This is a genomic window from Rhizobium sp. K102, assembly GCF_022385315.1.
Lineage (GTDB): Bacteria > Pseudomonadota > Alphaproteobacteria > Rhizobiales > Rhizobiaceae > Rhizobium > Rhizobium croatiense.
This window is the reverse complement of the sequence record NZ_CP092436.1, coordinates 3,347,391-3,369,190: the sequence shown is the minus strand read 5'-3', so window position 1 is coordinate 3,369,190 and position 21,800 is coordinate 3,347,391. Positions and strand designations below refer to the sequence as shown.

Sequence of the window (21,800 nt, the reverse complement as noted above, 5' to 3'; positions counted from 1 at the left end):
GGCGTTGTTAGAGGCGATCGTTAAAATTTTATTCACCCTGCCGGACGGCAATTGCCGGCCGCCCTTGCATGTCCATGGCAACTGCCGGAAAATGAAACGCTAGCGTAACGATTTTCCGGAGGGGCCGTGCCGATCGAACTGACCGCCTCGCAGGCGCTGGGGCTCTGGCATGGCGTGGCGCTCGATCAGGTGCGCCTTGACGATCGCGATTTGACGTTGCGCCAGATGGCGATCCTGCTGCATATTTATCTGGTGCCGCCGCCCCACACCGTGCGCGGGCTTGCCGCCACGCTCGGTGTCACCAAGCCGGTCATCACCCGCGCGCTGGACACGATGGGCGAGATGGGCCTGGTCGACCGCGTGCGTGACGATACCGACCGGCGCAACGTCATCATCAAGCGCACCGTCGGCGGCGCGCTTTACCTGGAAAAGCTCGGCGATCTCGTCCGGGAGCAGGGCCGCCGTCTGTCGATCTGAAAGGGCGATCTGAAAGGAATGGGAATGACGATGTTCGACCGCCGCCTGCATGCCTATAGGCCCGATCTCGCGGAAGCAGAACTCGAAGGCAAGGTGGAGGCATCGCGCTTCGTGGAAGGCGCCCCGGCGCGCGTCGCCGTTCCCGTCATTGCCTTGCGCCCCGAGCCGGCGCTTGCGCGCGGCATCGATACGGAGCTGCTCCTTGGCGAGCAGGTGACGGTTTTCGATCGCGCCGACGGCTGGTGCTGGGTGAAAGCCGCTTCGGACGGTTATGTCGGTTATGTAACCGCTGACGCGCTCTCGCAAATTGACCCGGCACCGACCCATATCGTCACCGCGGCGCGTACCTTCCTCTACCCGGAGCCCGAACTGCGCAAGCCGCACCTGACGACGCTTTCGATGGGAAGCCGCGTTCACGTCGCCGGCGAGGCGGAAGCGCGGGGCAATCACTATGTCGTGCTCGAGGATGGAACCGCGATCTTCGCCAGACACGTCCAGCCGATCGGCGCTCTCGACGGTGCCGATTATGTCGAGATCGCCGCTCGATTCCTGGAGACGCCCTATCTCTGGGGCGGGCGCTCCGGCCTCGGCATCGATTGCTCCGGCCTCGTCCAGCTTGCGATGCTGATGACGGGCCGACAGGCGCCGCGTGATACCGACATGCAGGCAGCCGGCCTCGGCGAAGCGATCGACCGCTCCGAAATCCGTCGTGGTGACCTGGTGTTCTGGAAGGGCCATGTGGCGATTTTCGAGGATCCGCAGACCATCCTTCATGCCAATGGTCACAGCATGACGGTGGCGCGCGAGAATTTCGAGGCCGCCGTCGAGCGCATAGGCTCGCTCTACCAACAGCCGACCGGCTATCGCCGCCCGTTCAAGTGACTGGTGGCCGCGGCCAGGCGCTTACGCCGCCCGTCCAGTCTTCGAAGGCTTTCGACAGCCTGAGGACCCGCATGTCGTCGAAGCGTGGCCCGACGATCTGCAGCCCGATCGGCATGCCCGACCGGGAGAAGCCGCAATTGATCGAGGCGGCCGGCTGTTCCGACATGTTCCATGGCACGGTGAAGGCGATATGTTCGAACGGCCTTGCCGGATCGTTGGTCGGCGATGCCCATTCGGCCGGATAGGAAATGATCGGGTTAGTCGGCGAGAGCAGCGCGTCGACCGTGGTGAACAGCTGCCCGCAGCTCCTGCGCATTTCGATCGTCTGGTTGAAGCCTCTTACCGCATCGACGCCGCTGACATCGGCGCCGGCCTTCGCCCAATCGCCTATATAGGGCAGGATACTGTCGCGCCGCTCTTCGTCCAGGCCTGCGATATCGCTCCAGAGGCGGGCGCGCCAGAAGCTGTCGAGTCCGTCAAGCATGGCGCGCGTCAGCACCGGTTGGACGGATGTTATTGTGGCGCCGGCCTTCTCGAAACCTTTTGCCGCCGCTTCGACCGCGCTCCCGATTTCGTCGTCCACCGTAAGCCCGCAGCCGGCATCGAGCATCAGGCCGATCTTCATGCCTGACATGTCGATGTCGAGATCCATCCAGTTGAAATCGTTCGGCGGCAGGCTGGTGCCGTCGCGCCAGTCCGGTCGTGACAGCGTCGCCATGGAAAAGGCCGCATCCTCGACCCTGCGCGTCATCGGGCCGAGGCAGCGCCCGACATAATAAGGATCGGCCGGGATGCGCCCATGGCTCGGCTTGTAGCCGAAGATGCCGGTCCAGCCGGCGGGCAGGCGCACCGAGCCGCCGATATCCGTGCCGATATGCAGCGGCCCGTAACCGGCCGCAGCCGCGCCGGCAGCCCCGGCGCTCGATCCGCCGGGATTCTGTGTGATGTTCCAGGGATTGCGGCTGAGAGGATGAAAGCTCGAAAGGCCGGAGGAAAGCATGCCGTAATCGGGGCAGGTGGTCTTGGCGAAGATCACTGCGCCATCCTCGCGCAGCCGGGCGGCGGCTGGCGCATCGGCGTCTGCCGGTTTCAACTCCACCGCCTTGGTGCCGAACGGCACCGGCTGGCCCTTCGTGGCGATCAATTCCTTCAGGGTCACCGGAATGCCGTCGAGCGCGCCGAGCGGCCGTCCCTTCGCCCAACGCACAGTCGATGCTTTCGCCTGCACACGCGACGCTTCCGGATCGTAGAGGTAGAGCGCTGAAATCGACGGCTCCCAGGCGGCGATATGGTCTTCGAGCGCGAGCCAGTATTCCAGCGGCGAAAGGCTTTTATCGGCGAAGCGCCGTCTGAGCTCGCGGATCGTCAGATTGGTGTCGCTCCTCGCCTCGGTCCTGGGCTTTTTGTCTCGGGAGGACATCAGCGGCTAGCCTCGCGTGGATCGAGAAGGTCGCGCAAGCCGTCGCCGAGCATGTTGAAGCCGAGGACAGCAAGCGCGATGGCAAGGCCCGGCAGGATCGCCAGCCAGGGGGCCAGCGCCAGATAGGTTTGCGCATCGGCGAGCATCCGGCCCCATGTCGGCGCCGGCGGCGCCATGCCGAGTCCGAGAAAGCTGAGGCCGGCTTCGGTCAGGATCGCCAGCCCGAGCTGGATCGCCCCATGCACAATGATCTGGCTGATAATGTTCGGCAGCACATGGCGCAGCGAAATGGTCAGGCGCGTATTGCCGATCGCGCGCGCCGCCGTCACATAATCCCGGCTCCAGGCCTGCAGCGAGGTCGCAAGCGTCACCCTGGCAAAGACCGGGATCATGAACACGGCGATCGCGGCGATCGCGGTGAACCGGCCCGGCCCGAGAAAGGCGCCGAGCACCATCGCCGACAGGATTGGCGGCAAGGCAAAAATGACATCGCAGATCCGCATCAGCAGTGCTTCGAACGGGCCGCGGATCGCCGCGGCCGAAACGCCTGCGATCGAACCGAGCGTCCCGCCGATCGCAACCGCGCTGATGGCGATCGACAGCGAATTCCAGCATCCCGCCATCAGCATCGACAGCACGTCGCGGCCGAACTGGTCGGTGCCGAGCAGGCCGAAGGCGAGCGGCGGCTGCAGTTTGTGGACGATCTGCATCTTTTCAGGCGGCAGCGGCGTCCAGACGAGAGACAGCAGCGCAACGGCGATCAACAAACCGACGATGACAGCACCAGAAATCAGGTTCCTTCGCCGGCTAAGTCTAGAGGCCGGACGGCGGTGGGCGATGGTCGTGGATGTGATCGGTGCCATTTGTCAGGCCGCCTTTCTCATCCTGGGATCGATCGCCAGATAGGAGAGATCGACGATGAAATTCACCACGATGACGAGGGCGGCGAAGAACAGCACGACATCCTGCATAACGATGATGTCGCGCTGGGAAAGCGCCTGAAGGGCAAGGCGCCCGAGGCCGGGCAGGTTGAAGACGTTTTCCACCAGCACCGCGCCGGCGACGAGAAAGGTGAACTGCAGCCCGATCATGGTGAGGATCGGGATCAGCGCGTTTGGCACGACGTGCCGCCACAACACGGCGCTGCGCGAAAGCCCTTTGGCCACCGCGGTGCGGGCAAAATCCTCATGCATGGTCTCGAGCACGGCCGAACGCGCCACTCGCGTCAACACGCCCGCCTGCGGCATTGCCAGCGCAACCGCCGGCAGACCAAGCGCCTGCAATCCCGGCAGAAGACCGGCGCCCCAGCCCGGGAAACCGCCGGCCGGCATCAGTCTGAGCATCGTCGAAAACAGGATGATCAGCAGCAGCGCCACCCAGAAAGCGGGCATTGCGATGCTGATCTGTGAAAACAGCACTGCGGCGATATCGAAGGCACGGCCGCGGCGCGAGGCGGCCAGTACCCCGAGCGGCAGGGCGATCGCCACCGAAATTGCGATCGCCATCAACGCCAGCGGCAGCGTCACCGCCAGCCGCTCGACGATCAATCCCGCGACAGGAACACCATAGGTCAAGGATTGCCCGAGATCGCCTGACAATACCCCCGCCAGCCATTGCCCGTAACGCAGGATGAGCGGCTGGTCGAGCCCGAGATCATGGCGCAGCGCCGCTAAGGTCTCCGAGCTTGCAGAGGTGCCGAGCATGATCGAAGCGGGATCGCCGGGCAGGAGATCCATGACGGTGAAGATCAGCAGCGAGACGATGAGAAGCGTGATGACAAGGCCGGCGAAGCGGCGGGCGAGGAGGGTGATCATGTGGGCCACGCTGCCGAGGTGGCACGGCGGCTCTCCCATGGGCTGGCGTTGGGTTTGGCGAGAAGCTCCACCCCACTCTCCGTCTTCCTCGGCCTTGAGCCGAGGATCCATGTCGCGGCTGGTGGAAGCCGTGTGGATGCTCGGCTCACGGCCGAGCATGACGGAGTGCGGGGTGGGTGGAGCGAGCCATCAAAAGTGCTGACGCCAGGGGTGCCATCCAGCGAAATCAAACCATGTCGGCGCCAGCTGAACGGAGTTGGCGAGCCAGGGAAAGGGCTGCGCGTTATATCGGCCAAATACATCTCGGATCTGTCCAAGGCCATCCTCTTTTTCGCGTCCCCACCGGCCCGCAGCTCACTCCTCCCAGGAAACCCCGGACAGCACGTTGGAAGGGATCGGCTCGTTCTCCCACAGCCCTTTCAGCTTCTTGTCCCAGACGCCGAGTTTCGGCATGACGAAGAGGTAGAGCGCCGGCACATCCTCGGCGAGGATCTTCTGCGCTTGCGCATAGATCGCATTCTGCGCGGCGGGATCGGTCGTCTCCTGGACCTTCTTCATCAGCGCGTTGAAGGCCGGGTTCCTGTAGTTGAAATAATAGGGATCGCGGGCATAGATGTCGATGTCGAGCGGCTCGGCATGTGCGACGATCGTCATGTCGAAATTGCGGTCCTTCATGATGTCCTGGACCCATTTTGCCGGAAATTCCGTCGGCTCGATATTCATCGTCACGCCGATCTCGGCAAACATCGCCTGCATCACCTGAGCGCTGCGCGGCGCATAAGCCATCTGCGGCGATTTGATCGTGAATGTGAAGCCGTTGGGATAGCCGGCTTCGGCCAGCAGCGCCTTGGCCTTCTCGACGTCGTAGGGCAGCACGCCGGTCATATCCTGATAGCCCGGGTCGTTCGGCGTGTAATGGCTGCCGATCGGCGTGCCGAGGCCCGACCACGCGCCGTCGATCACCGTCTTGCGGTCGATCGCCATCATCAGCGCCTGACGCACGCGCTTGTCGTCGAACGGCTTCCTGGCATTGTTCATGCCGGCGACGACCTTGAGCTCGGTATTGCCGATCCTGGTGACGAGCCTGGTATCGCCGTCGAACGAACTCATCAGCTCGGGTGCGGCAAATTCCGGAAAGGCGTCGAGATCGCCCGATTTCAGCGCGGCCGCCTGCGCCTGTGGATCGGCGATGAAGCGGAAGGTCACCTTGTCGAGCTTGGCGGCGGCATCCTTGTTCCAGTAGTTGGCATTTCTGGCGAGTTCGACCTTGTCGCCCTTCGCCCAACCTGCGAATTTGAAGGGACCGGTGCCGATCGGCGTCACCTTGTCGTCGGCCGCCGTCTTCGGCGCGACCATGACAGAGGCTGGCCAGCCGAGCCAATAGATCAGGCTGCCGGTCGGCGCTGAGAGATGCAGCACCAGCGTTTCGGCATCGGGCGTTTCGATCGAGGCGATCGAGGCGAAGAAGCGCTTCTGCGGATTGACCGAATCCGCGCCGCGGGCGCGGTCGAGCGAAAACTTGGCGCTGGCGGCATCGAAGGCCTCGCCGTCGTGGAATTTGACGCCGGTCTGCAGCTTGAACGTATAGGTCAGGCCATCGGGAGAGATCTCCCAGCTTTTTGCCAGCTGCGGCTGGATCTTGCCGGCCTGGTCGATCGTCACCAGCCCCTCGAACACGTTCTGCCAGGTCACCTGGCCGATGGCGACCGGTGCCGCGATCGTCGGGTCGAGGCCGGTCGGCTCGACACTCATGCCGAGAGTGAGCGTGGTTTTTGCCGCCTCCGCCGGCGTCATCGCCGCCATCACGAGGCCGGCCGAAAGTGCGGCACCGAGGGAAAGCCGCCGAACGAAATGCGTCGAAGGCGCAAAGGAAAGCTTGATCATCATATTCCCTTGTCTGGCCGCGCGCCGATGACGACGACCTTTTGCGAATAAAATGGCACTATGCCAGTGCACACACAATGACGATTTTGTGTCCTCAGTGTAGCCGAAAAAGCTACACAGCAAATTCGCGGCCAATGCAAGCTCGAAGCGTCAGTCTCTCGTCTCCGCCCGACGGTTCGTGCGCTCGCGCATGAACCTCTCGATAAAATCAAGCAGCTTCGTCGCGGCGAAGGACAGTTGCCGGTCGGGCGCGACGCAGAGATCGACATGGGTACGGATGCCGGTCTTGCCGGCAAGCGGAATGGCCAGGAGCTGACCCGCCTCGATCTCGCGGCGGACAGTCAGCGCCGGCAGCAGCGTCACCGCAGCACTGCTAAGCACCAGTTCCTTCAGCATTTCGAGCGAGCTGGTGACAAAGACGGGATCGAGGCTCAACCCCTCCTTTTCGAACAGCGCGTCGAAGGCCTGGCGGAAGCCGAAGGATTGATCCGGCAGCGCCAAGGCGTAGTCGGCAAGCGTCCTGAGCGGGATCTCGGCATGCGCGGCGGCCGGATGCTGCGGCGTGGCGATCAAATCATAGGCGATCTCGGAGCGCAGCCGCACCTTGGTGCCTGATATGACAGGTGCAAACAGCGTCACCGCAATATCCGCCTCGGCGCTGTTGACGGCATCGACCGCCTGCCGCGCGCTGGCGATCGTCACGGTAAAACGCAGCTGCGGGTATTTCAGGCTGAATTCGGCCAGCGCCGGCGCCAGCAGATTGGCGACGGTGGCGCCGTTGGCATAGATGCTGACGCGGCCGCGCTGCAGGCCCTTCAAATCTTCGATCAGCTGCTGCACGTGGTCGAGTTCGCGCAGCGTCCGGCCGGCGCGGGCGGCAAGCAGCTCGCCGGCCGCCGTCAGCTTGACGCCGCGGGCGCTGCGTTCGACGAGCGGCGCGCCGAAGTGATACTCGAGGTTCTCGATCTGCCGGCTGATCGCCGTCGGCGCGACATTGAGGTTCTCGGCCGCCTGGCGCATCGAATTGGTCCTGACCAGCTCGTCGAAATACATCAGCGCCCGGATCTGCATTCACGTCTCTCCGCCATTCGGCATGTTCGGCTGACCCTATCCAATCAATGGGCGTTCGGGTAGCGGTCGCGCCAAGCCTTTTGCCCACCCTTTGCCGGCAGCGCGGTGGCGGAGTAGACGCCGCGGGCGATTGCCCGCGCCATGACAATGGTGGCAAGGTGGCAAAGTTCCATCAGGCTTGCCATATCGTCTCTCCGATGCCTGGCCGTCGAGGCGGCAAAAACGGTGTCGCCGTCGAGCGGCAGGTGCGCCGGCAAAAGCGCCCGGGCGAAGCCGTCATGGCCGGCCAGCGAAAGCCGGTGCGCCTCCGCCTTCGTCAGCTGCGCATCGGTCACCACCGCACCGATCGTCGTTGCCGGCGTGTTCATCCCCTTGAGCCTCATCCTGTGATCGGTCACGACAGGCATGCCGAGCCCGCCGAATTCGCCGTCCTTCTCGAAGGGCGCTGCCCAGAAATGCGGCCCGTCGCCGATCGTTGCCGCGCCGAGCGCGTTGACGGCGACGATCGCCGCGATGCGGTGCCCGGCGCTGCTGACGGCGCTGGCCGAGCCGAGCCCGCCCTTGAAGGTAGCCGTTGTCGCCCCCGTCCCGGCGCCGGCGGTGCCGAGCGCGAATACGCCCTTGGCGGCCGCCTTCAACGCCGCATAGCCCATGTCGCGATAGGGTGAATGCAGCCCCCAATCCTTGTCGCCGCCATTCAGCAGGTCCATCAGGATCGCCTGCGGCACGATCGGTATGCGCACCGAAGCAACCGCAAAACCGCGTCCGATCTCGCGCAGTCCCGCCTGGACGCCACCGGCGGCATCAAGCCCGAAAGCCGAGCCGCCGGAAAGCACGAAGGCGTCCACGGCGCTGACGGTCATCGACGGGTCGAGCAGGCCGGTATCGCGCCCACCCGGCGCGCCGCCAAGCACCGTACCGGACGCGACGGCCGGCTCGTCGAAGACGATGACCGTGACGCCGGAGCCGAGGGTGAGATCGGTCGCATGGCCGACGGCGACGCCATCAATATCGGTGATCAGGTTTAGAAGCTCAGGCAAGGGCGGATCCTTGTGCACGAAGGGCCGCCGATAGGACTGCAATTGTCCTCAAAAAACAAGACCGGCCCCTAAGGACCGGTCACAACAGGAAAGCCGCCAAACTCGGCAGCGGCCGCGTGCCCTCAGGCATGAACCGGCTTCGGATGACGGCGGGTCATCAGGTCATGGATGGCCAGCCGCACCTCGTCGGGCGAACCGAACCGCTGCTCGTCGAGGTCGTGGACATGATATTTCACGGCGATAAACTTCAGCCGGTCTTCGTCGGGAATGACGATCCCGACGGGAACGCCGGCATATTCGATAACTTGCTTCTTCATCGATAGAACTCCTGCCGCGCGACATGCGCAGCCATGGCGAATTGACTTGTCTGGTACCGTTGAAAGGAGGACGAACGTCACATTCGACAGTTCGGGCGGGAGAGGGCGCCCGGACGGTCATTGCCAAGCACAGGTCGCCCAAGGAGATCGGCGAGAATATCGATGTCTATCATGTCTCGTTCCTTGCGTTGGCGTTGCGCTTGAGTGGTCCCGGAAGAGCCCGGGGCCGGTGATGGCTCTCTTCTGTAATCTACTAACTTGGTAGAGATTACCCGAGAGCCTGTCAGAAACATATTCCGAAACGTGTCAAAAAATCGACGATCCGAAAAAAATCATTCCGCCTTGCCCAAAACTTACGGAAAGAAACATATCAGCTCTTCGTAAAATTCGGATGACAGAATCGAAACTCTTTCGACCGCCGCAGCAGAGATAGGAAGCCTTGCTGATTCCGGCAATGGGCCACATCCCCAAAAACCGAAATGCCTCGAAATGACCGATTTGGTTAAGGCAGCAAGAGCTACGTTCACCAGCCTTCGTCGAGCACCTTTTCCAGCATGTCGGCGAAGAAATCCGCGCTTTCGATGCTAAGGCAGAGCGGCGGTTTGATCTTCAGCACATTTTGGTGATCGCTGGTCGGCTGCATGATGACGCCGAGATCGAGAAGCCGGTCGCAGATCGCCGCCGTCTCTTCTTTTGCCGGCTCCAGCGTCGTTCTGTCGCGGACGAATTCCAGGCCGAGATAGAGGCCCATGCCATGCACGGCGCCGGCGATCGGGTGGCGGTCGATCAGCGCGGCAAGCCGCCCCTTCAGATGTTCGCCGACCGTGCGGGCATTTTCCTGCAGCTTTTCCTCGGCCATAATGTCGAGCACCGCCAGGCCGGCGACGCAGCTGACCGGGCTGCCGCCGGTGGAGGAAAAGAAGGGCCCTTCCTTCTCCAGTGACCGTGCGATCTCGCGTGTGGTGATGACGGCGCCGAGTGGATGGCCGTTGCCCATGCCCTTGGCGACGGTGATGATATCGGGCGCGACCCCTTGTTGTTCGAAACCCCAGAAATAATGACCGAGTCTGGAATAACCGACCTGCACCTCGTCGGCGATGCAGAGGCCGCCGCGGGCCCGCACCTGCGCGTAGATCTCCTGGAGATAACCATCTGGCAACGGAATGCCGCCGGCATTGCCGTAGACCGATTCGCAGATGAAGCCGGCCAAGCCCTGGCCGCCGGCGTCGATCGCCTCCAGCATTGGCATGACGGCGCTGAGATAGCTCGCTGCCGTGTCGGGCCCGCGAAACGCGCCGCGATAGGTATTCGGCGAAACGGCCGCATGCACCCAGTCCGGCCGGGTGGTCAGCGCCTGCGGATTGTCGGCGATCGAGGTGGAGACGGCGTCACTCGCCGCCGACCAGCCGTGATAGGCTTCGAGCAGGCAGAGCATATTGCGTGCGCCGCTATGGGCTTGCGCCAGCCGGATCGCCAGATCGTTCGCCTCCGAGCCGCTGTTGACCAGAAAGACCGTATCGAGCCCCTCCGGCGAAAGGGCGGCGAGCCGTTCGGAAAATTCCGCGATCGCGGCATAATGGAAGCGCGAATTCGTATTGAGCAGCAGCCATTGGGCGCTGATCGCCTCCGCCAGCTTGGGATGGCCGTGGCCGAGAATCGTGACGTTGTTGACCATGTCGAGATAGGCGCGGCCCTCGACATCGAACAGATGCTCCCTCCAGCCGCGCTCGATCTGCGGCGGCGCGGCATAATAGTGCTTCTGCGGGTCTGCGAGATACGCCTGCCGCGTGACGAGCAGTTCCGCAGTTTTCGGTTGCGGCGCATCCGCTCCTGGGCTGAGAAGGGGCGAGGGCGAAGGGCAGAGCACCGACCAGGCGGCTGCCTCCCGCGGCGTGGCAAAGAGCGGCGGTTCGAGGCCGGCGACGCTGCAGAGCTGGAGGCGCAGCCCGCCAAGCGACGACGCCTCTCCGAAAACCGAACCGAGCGGATCGCCGGCGGCAAGCACGGCGCCATCCTCGACCCGACCCTCGATTGAAGGGGTGAGCCCATCGAGGTGCAGGGTCATCGTCTCGGAGGTCAGGGTCAGATGCTGGTCCTTCCAGCCGATGCGGCCGGCAAAGGGTGCTGTGACCGCGCTTCCCGCGGCAAGGCATATGTCGACATGCAGGGCGCAGGTCGCCTGTCCCTTGGTATTCCCGAGCGCCGCGCGGGAGAGCCGATATTCGCCGTAGCGCGTTGCCGCCGTACCGCTTTCGGCTGCAGCCCGGGCCAGCAGCCGCCAGTCCATATCGGCATTCAGCCAGTTGCCGGCGGAAAAATGCGGGCTTCGCACGCCAAGGTCGATATAGGCGATCGCGGAGGGATCGATGTCCGGCAGCAGCGGCAGCCATTCCGATGTTTGCGGAGCGGCGACGTCCGCGCCTGCTGCCTTGAGGATGGCGGCTTCCATGAGTTCGAACGGAACCGACATTGCCGTATCGAAGATCGCCCGCTCGCGCTCGAGATTGCCGCGGACGTAATCATTGTCGGGATCGATTGAAATCTGCTGCTCGCTGCTGGCGACGAGGATGACCGCGCGGGCGACGATCAGTGGCCACAGCGCCTTCAGTTCGTCGTCGCTCAGCGGGTAGATCGCCTGATAGGCGGTGACGGCAGGCAGGATATGAAAGGGATCGCCATTTGCCAGATGCAGCAACGAGGCGCAGGTGACGGCGAGGTCGCCGATCAGCCAGCCGCGGATGATGTCGCCGAAATCGATCACCCCGTCGGGAATCGTGTGGCCATGGGCGTCGCGATGACCAACGACATTGTCGCCGGTGACATCGTGATGGACAGCCTGCAGCCGGAGCGATGGCGCCAAGGGCTGGATGCGGCGAACGGCCAGCACCATGGTCTTGGCGATCCGGTCGCGGGCAGCGCTGTCGGTGATGGCGGAAAGCAGCTGCACGGCGACCGGCCCGGCGCGCCTCAGATCCCATTGCAGGCTGCGGTCGAGGCCCGGATGGTCGAAATCGGCAAGCGCCTGGGCCAGCCTGGCGCAGAGAGCGCCGAGCGCTGCGACGGAAGCCGGCGCGACATATGTCAGTTCCGTCAGCCCCTGGCCTTCGAGATATTCCAGCAGCCGGACCTGGTAGCCCTGCCCACGCACGGTGAGGACAAGGATTTCTCGCCCGTCATTCGTGGCGACGACGTTCGGAACACGCGGCGCGTCTGCCTTGCCTTTCAGGTGATGGATCGCCGCGTTCTGCGCTTCGAGTTCGCGGGTCTCGTAGGCGGCATGGCAGATCTTCAGCACATAACGGCCGCGATCACTGTCGACGCGGTAGTTTCGATCCTGCTGGCTGCCGAGTTCGGCAAGCGTGCCTGACAGGCCGTAATGATCAAGCAGAATCTCTTCCGCGTCCGCGACGGTGACGTCCGGACGCGGCAGCGCCATGCGATCAACAAGCGCCTCGTCGGTCATGACACCCCCTCCCGCAGCATGATTCGATTACCCGTTGAACGAGATAATCAAATACTTGCTGCCGGCAGGCAACGGGTGATTGTCGTTTGCCAGCAAAAGAGATGCGGGTCTTGACCAGCCTCAGCCCATGCGTTCGGAGGCGTAGCTTCCGGGGCTTGCCGGGAAGACGACGGTGCGGTTGCCGTTGATGAAGGTGCGGTGGTGGATATGGGCGTGGATGGCCCGGGCCAACACCTGGCTTTCGACGTCGCGGCCGATCGAGACATAGTCGTCGGCGCTCTGGGCGTGGGTGATGCGGGCCGTGTCCTGCTCGATGATCGGGCCTTCGTCGAGGTCGGCGGTGACGTAATGGGCGGTCGCGCCGATCAGCTTGACGCCGCGCTCATAGGCCTGCTTGTAGGGGTTGGCGCCCTTGAAGGACGGCAGGAAGGAGTGGTGGATATTGATGATCCTGCCCGACATCTGCTTGCAGAGCTGGTCGGAGAGGACCTGCATGTAGCGGGCGAGCACGATCAGCTCGGTGCCGGTCTGATTGACGAGCTCGACCAGCTGGGCTTCGGCCTGCGGCTTGTTCTCCTTGGTCACCTTGATGTGGTGGAAGGGGATGTCGTGATTGACCACGACCTTCTGATAGTCGAAATGGTTGGAGACGACGCCGACGATGTCGATCGGCAGCGCCCCGATCTTCCAGCGGTAGAGCAGGTCGTTGAGACAATGGCCGAAGCGCGACACCATCAGCAGCACCTTCATGCGGCTTTCGCTGTCGTGGAAATCATAATCCATCGCAAAGGGCGCGGCGACGGCGGCAAAATCGGTGCTGATCGCGGATCCCGACAGACCCTCTTCCGAAATGAAGCTGACCCGCATGAAGAACTTGCCGGTATCGAGATCGTCGAACTGCGAGCTGTCGATGATGTTGCAGCCCTTCTCCGCCAGATAGCTCGAAATCGCCGCAACGATGCCGCGCGTCGATTTGCAGGATACCGTCAATACATAGCTTGTCATGTCTGTCCCTCTTCCCTCTTCAAGAGCGCCGCCGTGCTTAGATCAAAGCCCGGGCCGCGAATAGGCCGGTGCGCTTTCATTCATGCGACAAATTGCAAGATGAACCATCATGTTTCTGCAAGTTCTCTCGCTTCCAGGCCTTAGCTTAGAAGAAGTTGCGCAAAAAACTGTGCCGCCAGCGCCGCGGGGATGCGTATTCTCGCCTTCGGCACGAAAGTCAGGCCGGCGGACGGCTTGCCGCGGCCACCTTGCGGCGCGGCGTGGTGATTTCGTGGACGATGGCGCCGCCGATCGACGAGAGCACCAGCGACAGGATCACGAAGAGCACCGGCTGCTGCAGGATACCGAATGGCAGGCGGTCGGCGGCGACCCTCAGAAAAGCCAGCGTGAAGGCGTGGGTGATATAGATGGCGTAGGAGCAGTCGCCGAGATAATTTAGCCATCCGAGAACCGGCAGCCGGGAAAAGTCGATGGAAACTGCGCCGTAGAGGATGAAGATCGCCGGAATTCCCCAGGCGTAGAACCGGCTCTCCGGCTGCATCAGCGCCTCATTGACGAAGAGGAACGCAAAGCCGGTGGCCAGTGCCGCCCATGCCCAGCGGTTGGCCAGAAGCACCTTCTGCCGGTAAAGCCAGCCGAGCACCACGCCGGCGAGAAATTCCAGCATGATCGGCTCGCCGTAGAATCGGGTAGCGATCGTTTCCGGCAGCAGCCGGCAGGCGATCAGGATCACGGCAAAGACGGCAAACATGGCCGGAATGCGACGGGCTTCCGAGAGTGGCAGCAGCAGCGCGAACACGAAATAGAAGAACATCTCGTAATTCAGCGTCCAGCCCGGTATGACGACGGGGGTGATCGTTGTCGGATCGGCGGCATTGGGCCATGGCAGGAAGAGCAGCGAAGCGGTCAGATGCGGAAGGTCGAACACGGTCGACTTTAGGAGTGACGGCGCCGCCAGCGCCACGACCGCCGAAAACAACGTGGCCAGCCAATAGAGCGGGACGATCCTTCTGATACGGCGGCGGGCGAAATCGATAGGGCTCGTCGCGCTCCCGCTCGTCGTCAGCCACATCACGAAACCGCTCAAGACGAAGAAGAGGTCGACGCCGGTTTCACCGTAAAGAAAGGCCGTGGCGTCGATGGCGGGATCGACTTTGGCAAGCTGCAATATCGCATGGAAATAAACGACCATCAGCGCTGCAACGGCGCGCAGATACTGAAGCTGGACAAGCATCGAGCGTCTTGCTCCCCGGGCTTGCGGACGACGGTCGCCACCGTGCCGCTGCGGTCAACTCTCTACATCTGCCGCACGACCCTGCCGGATGCGCGGGCTGTCGTGGAAGCGCATATATCCGACGACGAACCACAGGAGGCCGGCAATCTTCATCGAGAAAACGGCGGTCCCTCCGATCATCATATTCAGAAAAATGAAAAGAGAAAGTGAATGGGCGCAACGTCGCTGCGCCGCCGTGCGGCCGGCGGGGAAGAGGCAGACGAACAGCCAGAAAGCGATGACGCCGAAGATGGTCGCCGCGTAGAGCAAATAGACATAGCCGCTGTCGGCGAATTCGCCGACCCGGTCGACCGAAAGCCCGAGAACGGCCAGAGGATCGAGATCCATGATCTTCTTCATGGTCAGGTTGATGCGGCCGGTGAAATTGTCGCCTGTCGCATTGGGTTTCAGGGTATAGACCAGGAAACCCGCAGCGACGATCAGCGGCATCAGCGCCAGATTGAAATTCTTCGGGATCTTCGGAAAGACGAAATAGCCGACGATGCAGGCAAAGCAGAAGATCAGCATTGTGCGTGTATCGTTCGTCACCAGGATCAGCACTGCCGTAGCGATGAATAGCAGCCGGTCCCAACGGCCGGTTCTTTCCCACATGGAGATCAGATAGATCGCGATCACGCCGCAGAAATTGGCGAGCGACACCTGTTCGAGGAAGATTGACGACGAGCGGTGGTCGATGATGCCGAAGGAAAAGCGCTCGGGAAAACCGAGCGCGTTCTGAAACAGGCCCGTCTTATTATAGCTCAGCGGCAGCAGCCCGCGTGTATTGGCAAAATAGTCGGACGGATGCACGATACTGACATAGAACGGCACGCTGACGATCTCGAAGATCAGGAAGATCAGTACCGCAAGGCTGGCCCAGCGAAAGGCCAGCTTCATCGTTTTCTCGTTGCTCCACCCGCCGAGGCCGGAAAAGCAGAAAATGATCAGCACGTTGCGGAAATGATCGACGAAGGGCATGCGGTTGAGCACGCTGACATAGATGGTCACGACAAGCGTGAACAGCAGGAACAGGAAGGCCGGCAGGTCGGTTTCGTAAATCCCCTTATGGAGGATGTAGATGATGGCGCTTGCCAGAATCAGGCCCTCGCTGGCGGCGACATGCGTCAACGAAAGCGGCATGATGTTGTGGTTGATGAAGGCCAGAATGCCGTTATAGAGCACCGACAGCAGGCCGAGCCAGAGCACCGGATAGTCGACGCGCGATCCCCTCGCGGCCGCATCGAGCCGGTTGCCCGTCACAGTGAACGTCGCTGCCTTCTGATCGACGGCTGCCACGGTCAGTTCTCCGCGGGCTTGACGGCGGTGCAGGCGCCGGCACCGGCTTTGGCCGCCTCGGCAAGAAGCCGCATCTGCGGCCGCTCAGCGCCCTCATGCGGCTGAACGTTGAAAGGTTCGGTCGCCGGCCACCATTCGCCGGCCGCCCAATAGGACCAGCCGAGCCAGACGTCGCTATTTCCAGACATGGTGGCGTAGATTTCTCTCAGCCCGCCCATGCAGTCCTTGTCGGCGGCGGCGCCGAATTCACCGAGGAAGCCGCGCTTGTGGTTCTGCTTCAGCCAGGCGGTGACGCCGGCGATTGCCTCGACTGCGCCGGCCGCACCTTCGCAGGTCGGATGGGTTCCCGACGAATCGACGTCGAGATATTGGTGGACCTCGTAGGCGTAGAAATCGAGCGGATCGCGCACACCGAGCATCACCGTGCCGTTGGCGCCGCCGATCACGTCCTTTTCCCAGCTGTGGGCGCCACTCCAGGCGGTGCCCGGTACGAGGATGAGGTTGCGTGCGCCGACGGCCCGGATGCTGCGGATCGCGGCGTTGGCGGCATCGAGCCAGTCCGTTGCCTTGATGTCATGCGGTTCGTTCATCAGGCCGAAGAGCACGCCGCTCTCATTGGCGAATTCGAACGCGAGCCTCGCCCAGAAGTCGGCGAATGCGGCGTCCGTCGCCGGCGCAGTGCCGATCTGTACCTTGTCGTAATAGCCGAAATTATGCGGGTCGAGCAGGACGGCCATGCCGTGTTTGCGGATCAAAGCAGCGGTATCTTTGATCCGCTTGATCTCGTCCTCGTCGAGCCGACCGCCGAGCGCCGGCTGCAGCCGCTCCCAGCGGAAGGGCAGCCGGATGATCGTCATGCCCTTTTTGGCGAAATAGCCGATCGTCTCCTCGCTCGGATAGATGTAGTTCGTGCCGTAGGTGGCGTCGCGCTCGCCATATTCGCCGCCGGACAGATTGACCCCGCGATAGCAGGGCTTGTTGGCCGCAATCGCCGGCGACGGGATGAGGGCGGCCGCAATCAGCAGCGCCGTCAGATGTCGTGTCGTCCTCATGGCTATCCCTCGCAGTCGCGGCAAACGCCAACATCTCTATGGCCGCCAGTATCTTAACGGTCCGTTAGCTAAGAATTTCTAAAGTCTCGGCACCTCGGCTTCAGTCTTTCACGCTGGGCGGGACACGAGTGCGCGTATGAGCCAGTATGACAGGAATAGAGTAAGCCGGCTGCCCGGCTGGCGCAGTTATGAGCCGCCTCAGACTGCGCCGGAAGGCGTGCGTCTGCGCAGTCCTGTCGTCCGCCCGGATGATTTCGCCCGCCCGGCGCCCGAACCCTCTCCGCCGCCTTTCGTGCCGCCGCCGGCCAACATCGCGCAAACGCGCCGATACGAGCAGCCGTCGCCTCCGCCTGCCGAGCGGCCTGCGGCCGATCTGCCGCCGCAGAGCACATCGGCACCACCCGCAGCCCCGCTTCTTGATCTCCGCTCCAGCATCGCGGCGATCTGGAGCCGCCGGCTGGTGGTGCTTGCCCTGACCCTGATCGGCGCCGTCGCCGGCGGCGCGGTGGCGCCGTTCATCGGCCAGAAATTCACCGCCGTCAGCAGCCTTTATTTCGATCCGCGCCAGATCGGCCTTGCCGAGGCCGGTGCGCAATCTTCCGGTCCGTCGCCGGAAATGATCTCGGCGCTGATCGACAGCCAGGTGCAGATCCTGACCTCGGGCAATGTGCTGCGCCGCGTCGTCGAGGCGATGAAGCTCGATCAGGATCCGGAGTTCACCGGCGGCCGGACCGATGGCGCTGCCGTCATCGGCACCCTGCAGAAGGCGCTTGTCATCACCCGCCAGGCCACCACCTATGTCGTTTCGCTTGCCGCGACGACCAATGATCCGGAAAAATCCGCAAGGCTTGCCAACCAGGTCGTCACCGCCTTCACCGAAGAGGAGAACAGCGCCTCGAACGGCCTCTACGAAAACACCTCCTCGACGCTCGACGGACGCCTCGACGACCTGCGCCAGAAGGTGCTGGAGGCCGAGCAGGCGGTCGAGACCTTCCGGGCCGACAACGACATGGCCGCGACCGAGGGCAATCTGATTTCCGATCAGCGGCTCGGCTCGCTGAACACGCTGCTGGTGACGACGCAGGAAAAGACCATCCAGGCGAAGGCCCGCGCCGACGCCGTCGCCAATCTGCGCGTCGAGGACATCGTCGCCGGCAATCAGACCGAGGGCGGCGTCACTTCGCCACTGGTCAGCCTGCGCCAGCAATATTCCAGCCAGGCCGCCGCCGTCGGCAGCCTCGAAAGCCAGATGGGCACGCGTCATCCGCGCCTGCAGGCGGCCCGCTCCTCGCTGCAGAGCATATCCGGCGAAATCAAGGGTGAATTGCAGCGTCTCGCCACCTCGGCACGCGGCGAATACGAACAGGCCAAGGCCGCCGAGGACAGCATCGCCAAGGAGCTTGCCGTGCAGAAGGCGCTGCAGGCGACGACCTCGGACAAGCAGGTGGAACTGAACGAATTGCAGCGCAAGGCGACGGCGGCGCGCAATATCTACGAGACGGTCCTGAAGCGCTCGAGTCAGACGAGCGAGGAGCAGAACCTCAGCCAGAGCAACATTCGCGTCATCTCGCCGGCCGAGCCGCCCGTCAAGGCCGATGGCCCGGGAAAGAAGATCCTGCTGGTCGCCGGCATCATCGGCGGCCTGCTTGCCGGTTTCGTCGTCGGCGCCGGTTTTGCGATCCTCGCCGGCCTCTTCAGCCATCCCATCATCAGAAGCTATATCAGGAAATCGCCCGCAGCGGCTGCTTGATCAGGATCTCCGGTTTTCCTACATCCTATGGGCGGCCGACGATGCCGGCAGGAGAGGTTCCATGCGGCTTGTGATGATGTTTCCGATATTGCTCGTTGCTCTAGCAGGCCTTGCGCCGGCGTCCGCCTTCGCCGTCGACTGGACGAAACCGGTGAATTCGGACGTTCAAGCCCTCTATCCCTACAAGGGTCTGCCCGGCGTCAAGGCGCAGCCGGACAAGAAGGAGGAGGAATCCTATAATTGCCGCACTGAAACCGTCCAGGTCCGCCGCCGCTACGACGAGATCTTCCGCTCCGGCGGCATGCCGACGCTGATGTATGTCTGCGAACGCGACGGCTTCGTCACCATGGGCGGCAAGGTGCCGCTGCGCGGCCACTATCAGCCGGTGCGATAGACGTCTTAGCCGGTCAGCAAAGCCTTTGGGTACGCCTGTCGGAACCGCTGGGCCGGAAGCTTCATCCTCAAATAGTCGAAGCCGGCATTTGCTTGCGATCGATCGACGAGCGAATATTTGACCATGCCTTCTTCTTCGGTGCGCCGCAGCGGCAGGCTTTCGGCCGCCGCAAAGCCTAGCCGCTTGTAAAGACCGATCGCTTTTTCATTGTGGGAGAAGACGTGCAGTTCGGCCGTTTCCACCCCAAGCCCGGAAAACATCCACTCCAGCATTGTCATGCCGCAATGGAACATGAGGTTCCCGATACCACTCGCCCTGCCGCGGATGACGTTGTCGAATTCGGCCGAGCCGGGCCGGATGTTGCAGAGGCCGAAATTGCCGAACCGGTTTCCGCCGGGATCGCAAATGACGAATAGGATGCGATCGGCGGCGGGCAGCGAGATTGTTTCAAGCCACCACCGCGTGCGTTCCTCGGTGGCGCTGAACTGCGTGAGGAAAAACGGCATCGACTGGTTGCGCCACGTCGTTAGGTCGTCGATCAGGCCGGGCTCATCGAGCATCGACCTGTCGATGCATTGCAGGTCGCCCACGTGCCTGCCGCGATCGTCCCGGATCGGAAGCCGGAGCCGTCCAGCCGGATCCGCGTTGTCCTTAAGACTGACGATATCGACCTGCGTCATCAAGACGATCCCTGATTGTCCGCTCACGCCTTGCGGCAGACGCAGTAACCGCCCGGCGAGGAAGACAGCACGAGCTTGCCGTTCAGAACCGGATCAACCTCGAAGCGGTCGGTTTCCGTCAGATAATCGGTAATGGCCTTCAGCGGTTCGTTGCCGCGCAGCCAGACCTTGGAGCGCTTTGTGAAAGCCTGTTCCTCGGTCAGGTGACCGATGAGCGTGTCGGCGACGACGAGGTAGCAGCCTTCCGTCACCAGCGGGCCGTAGGCGCGGCATTCCGCCAGAACATGCTGATAGGAATGGTCGCTGTCGAGCACCACCATCACGCGGGCGCCCGGTGGAATCTCGGCCTTCACTGCAGCAAGCACCTCGTTGTCGACGGAACCGCCCTGGATCATCTTGATCCGGCTCGACATCGGATGGGATTCGATCGACTCGCGGTTATGGGCCCGGATGTCGATGTCGACGCCGACAACCTTGGCCTTGTCGTTGCCCATGGCGGCGAGAATCGACGCCATGAAGATCAGCGAACCGCCGCGGGCGATGCCGGTTTCGATGATGACATCGGGCTTGGTCGCCCAGATGACTTCCTGGGTCGCCAGGATATCGACCGGCAGCTGGATGATCGGCACGCCCATCCATGACCAGAGATAGAAATAGTCGAACTTGTCGAGCCCGATCAGCGTGTTCAGCGATTGTTGGAAGCTTGCCTCGTCCTTGCCGAGCGCAAGCGACATCTCCCGCTTATGGGCTTCGAATTCGAGACGATCGTCCTTGGTGGTCATGACTGTTCTGTGTCCTTCGCTGTAGGGCTGTCTTAGACCGACTGCCGTAATGCCGTGCTGTTGTGGTGGATTCGCCCGGCGGCCATGTCGAGCAGCGTTGCCGCCACCTGGTCGACATCGGCTTCGCTCATGTCGTGATAGCTGGGCAGATTGATCGCGCGGCCCGGAATGCTCCAGGCGTTCACGTTCTCCGGCCGGTCCTCGAACATGGAGAGGCTGGAGAGGGGGTAGAAGAACACGCGCGCATCGATATTGGCGGTCTCGAAGGCCTGCTGCATCATTTCGCGGGTAATCCCGGTCGACGGATGAAAGACCGCGGTCGGCATCCACGCGCCGTTGATCGTGCCGCTATATTCCGGGTTCATCGAGATGCCAGGCAGGGCGGAAAGCCGGAGCATGTAGGCGGTGAGGATTTCGCGCTTGCGGGCGACGAGCTCTGCAACGCGCTCGAGCTGCGCGCAGCCGATGGCCGCCTGGATGTTGGACATCTTGTATTTGAAGCCGATCGCATCAGGCCAGAACTGCTTGGTCTGGCCGCGTGCGCGGCCGTGGTTGCTGAGCGTCAGCACCCGCTCGTAGAGCGCGGCGTCGCTGGTGACGAACATGCCGCCTTCGCCTGTCGTCAACGTCTTCGTGCCGTGGAAGGAGAAGGTGCCGAAGACGCCCATCGAGCCGGCGCGGCGGCCGTGGTAGACGGAGCCGATCGCTTCCGCCGCATCCTCGATGACAGGGATTCCGGTGCGCTTGGCGATCTCGAGCAGCGCATCCATGTCGCAAAGATTGCCGTAAATGTGGGTGGCAATGATCGCCTTGGTTTTCGGGGTGATATGCCGCTCGACCTCTTCAGGATCGATGCACCAGGAATCCGCCAGCACGTCGACGAAGACCGGCTTGGCCCCAAGGTGGACGATCGGCGAAACGGTGGCGACCCAGTTGGTGTCAGCGAGGATCACTTCGTCGCCTTCGCCGACCCCGAGTGCGGCCAGACCCATGTGCATGGCGCCTGTGCAGCTCGATGTCGCGATGGCGAAGTCGCTGCCAAGATAGGCCTTGAAGTCGCGTTCGAAGCGGTTGATGTAGTCGTAACAGCGTGCGCCCCAGCCGGTTGCTGCCGCGTCCGCGGCATAATCGGTTTCAAGCTGGGTGATGGAAGGCTTGGTATAAAAGATCCTGTTTGTCATGCCGCTATTTCTGTTGAAT

General features: G+C 62.8%; 19 protein-coding genes. 4 read left to right on the top strand and 15 right to left on the bottom strand.

Annotated features, from left to right (window positions below):
- The first annotated feature begins 126 nt into the window (after nucleotides 1–126).
- Both MHI61_RS22670 and MHI61_RS22665 read left to right on the top strand, forming a co-directional pair.
- Complete coding sequence (locus MHI61_RS22670; protein WP_239790633.1) at nucleotides 127–477, top strand: MarR family winged helix-turn-helix transcriptional regulator; 351 nt, start codon at nucleotides 127–129, stop codon at nucleotides 475–477.
- Nucleotides 478–501: 24 nt separating this feature from the next.
- Nucleotides 502–1,359: an NlpC/P60 family protein gene (locus MHI61_RS22665; protein WP_239790632.1), complete on the top strand. Its 858-nt coding sequence runs from the start codon at nucleotides 502–504 to the stop codon at nucleotides 1,357–1,359.
- Here the strand turns inward: MHI61_RS22665 and MHI61_RS22660 are convergent.
- The 12 genes from MHI61_RS22660 to MHI61_RS22605 all read right to left on the bottom strand — a co-directional run bounded on the left by MHI61_RS22660 (nucleotide 1,352) and on the right by MHI61_RS22605 (nucleotide 16,994).
- Nucleotides 1,352–2,779 carry an amidase gene (locus MHI61_RS22660; RefSeq protein ID WP_239790630.1) on the bottom strand — a complete coding sequence of 476 codons (1,428 nt, stop codon included), beginning with the start codon at nucleotides 2,777–2,779 and terminating at the stop codon, nucleotides 1,352–1,354. The genes MHI61_RS22665 and MHI61_RS22660 overlap by 8 nt on opposite strands.
- A complete protein-coding gene (locus tag MHI61_RS22655) occupies nucleotides 2,779–3,642 on the bottom strand; it encodes an ABC transporter permease (RefSeq protein ID WP_239790629.1) in 864 nt (287 codons plus the stop codon). The genes MHI61_RS22660 and MHI61_RS22655 overlap by 1 nt, the downstream gene beginning before the upstream one ends.
- A 3-nt stretch (nucleotides 3,643–3,645) precedes the next feature.
- Entirely contained in the window at nucleotides 3,646–4,593 is a 948-nt protein-coding gene (locus MHI61_RS22650; protein WP_239790627.1) for an ABC transporter permease, read from the bottom strand.
- Between the two features lie 354 nt (nucleotides 4,594–4,947).
- Nucleotides 4,948–6,477 carry an ABC transporter substrate-binding protein gene (locus MHI61_RS22645; protein ID WP_239790625.1) on the bottom strand — a complete coding sequence of 510 codons (1,530 nt, stop codon included), beginning with the start codon at nucleotides 6,475–6,477 and terminating at the stop codon, nucleotides 4,948–4,950.
- A gap of 150 nt (nucleotides 6,478–6,627) precedes the next feature.
- Nucleotides 6,628–7,548 carry a LysR substrate-binding domain-containing protein gene (locus MHI61_RS22640; protein ID WP_239790623.1) on the bottom strand — a complete coding sequence of 307 codons (921 nt, stop codon included), beginning with the start codon at nucleotides 7,546–7,548 and terminating at the stop codon, nucleotides 6,628–6,630.
- 44 nt (nucleotides 7,549–7,592) lie between these two features.
- Nucleotides 7,593–8,588: a P1 family peptidase gene (locus MHI61_RS22635; protein WP_239790622.1), complete on the bottom strand. Its 996-nt coding sequence runs from the start codon at nucleotides 8,586–8,588 to the stop codon at nucleotides 7,593–7,595.
- Nucleotides 8,589–8,710: 122 nt separating this feature from the next.
- Entirely contained in the window at nucleotides 8,711–8,905 is a 195-nt protein-coding gene (locus MHI61_RS22630; protein ID WP_010033580.1) for a hypothetical protein, read from the bottom strand.
- A 523-nt stretch (nucleotides 8,906–9,428) separates the two neighbouring features.
- Nucleotides 9,429–12,368 carry an aminotransferase gene (locus MHI61_RS22625; protein WP_239790621.1) on the bottom strand — a complete coding sequence of 980 codons (2,940 nt, stop codon included), beginning with the start codon at nucleotides 12,366–12,368 and terminating at the stop codon, nucleotides 9,429–9,431.
- 120 nt (nucleotides 12,369–12,488) lie between these two features.
- The gene (gene purU, locus MHI61_RS22620; RefSeq protein ID WP_239790620.1) at nucleotides 12,489–13,373 is read right to left on the bottom strand and encodes a formyltetrahydrofolate deformylase; all 885 of its coding nucleotides are present in this window, start codon (nucleotides 13,371–13,373) and stop codon (nucleotides 12,489–12,491) included.
- Nucleotides 13,374–13,590: 217 nt separating this feature from the next.
- Nucleotides 13,591–14,607, bottom strand: coding sequence for an acyltransferase (locus tag MHI61_RS22615; protein WP_239790619.1), 1,017 nt, complete (start codon nucleotides 14,605–14,607; stop codon nucleotides 13,591–13,593).
- 54 nt (nucleotides 14,608–14,661) lie between these two features.
- Nucleotides 14,662–15,942, bottom strand: a complete 1,281-nt coding sequence (locus MHI61_RS22610; RefSeq protein ID WP_239790617.1) for a hypothetical protein — start codon at nucleotides 15,940–15,942, stop codon at nucleotides 14,662–14,664.
- A 2-nt stretch (nucleotides 15,943–15,944) separates the two neighbouring features.
- Nucleotides 15,945–16,994, bottom strand: coding sequence for a glycoside hydrolase family 5 protein (locus tag MHI61_RS22605; protein WP_239790616.1), 1,050 nt, complete (start codon nucleotides 16,992–16,994; stop codon nucleotides 15,945–15,947).
- A 136-nt stretch (nucleotides 16,995–17,130) separates the two neighbouring features.
- Here MHI61_RS22605 and MHI61_RS22600 point away from each other — a divergent pair, with 136 nt between their 5' ends.
- Together MHI61_RS22600 and MHI61_RS22595 are read left to right on the top strand one after the other, a co-directional pair.
- Nucleotides 17,131–18,744 (top strand): GumC family protein, encoded by a 1,614-nt coding sequence (locus tag MHI61_RS22600; RefSeq protein ID WP_239790615.1) that lies wholly within the window; start codon nucleotides 17,131–17,133, stop codon nucleotides 18,742–18,744.
- A gap of 61 nt (nucleotides 18,745–18,805) precedes the next feature.
- Complete coding sequence (locus MHI61_RS22595) at nucleotides 18,806–19,138, top strand: hypothetical protein (protein WP_239790614.1); 333 nt, start codon at nucleotides 18,806–18,808, stop codon at nucleotides 19,136–19,138.
- Nucleotides 19,139–19,143: 5 nt separating this feature from the next.
- On the opposite strand, the gene MHI61_RS22590 is transcribed toward MHI61_RS22595, so the two are convergent.
- Genes MHI61_RS22590 through MHI61_RS22580 form a run of 3 tightly spaced genes read right to left on the bottom strand, consistent with a single transcriptional unit; the run spans nucleotide 19,144 to nucleotide 21,781 of the window.
- Nucleotides 19,144–19,818, bottom strand: a complete 675-nt coding sequence (locus tag MHI61_RS22590; protein WP_239790613.1) for a GNAT family protein — start codon at nucleotides 19,816–19,818, stop codon at nucleotides 19,144–19,146.
- 23 nt (nucleotides 19,819–19,841) lie between these two features.
- Nucleotides 19,842–20,600, bottom strand: a complete 759-nt coding sequence (locus tag MHI61_RS22585; RefSeq protein ID WP_239790611.1) for a CmcI family methyltransferase — start codon at nucleotides 20,598–20,600, stop codon at nucleotides 19,842–19,844.
- 32 nt (nucleotides 20,601–20,632) lie between these two features.
- Nucleotides 20,633–21,781 (bottom strand): DegT/DnrJ/EryC1/StrS family aminotransferase, encoded by a 1,149-nt coding sequence (locus tag MHI61_RS22580; protein WP_239790610.1) that lies wholly within the window; start codon nucleotides 21,779–21,781, stop codon nucleotides 20,633–20,635.
- Between the last annotated feature and the right edge of the window lie 19 nt (nucleotides 21,782–21,800).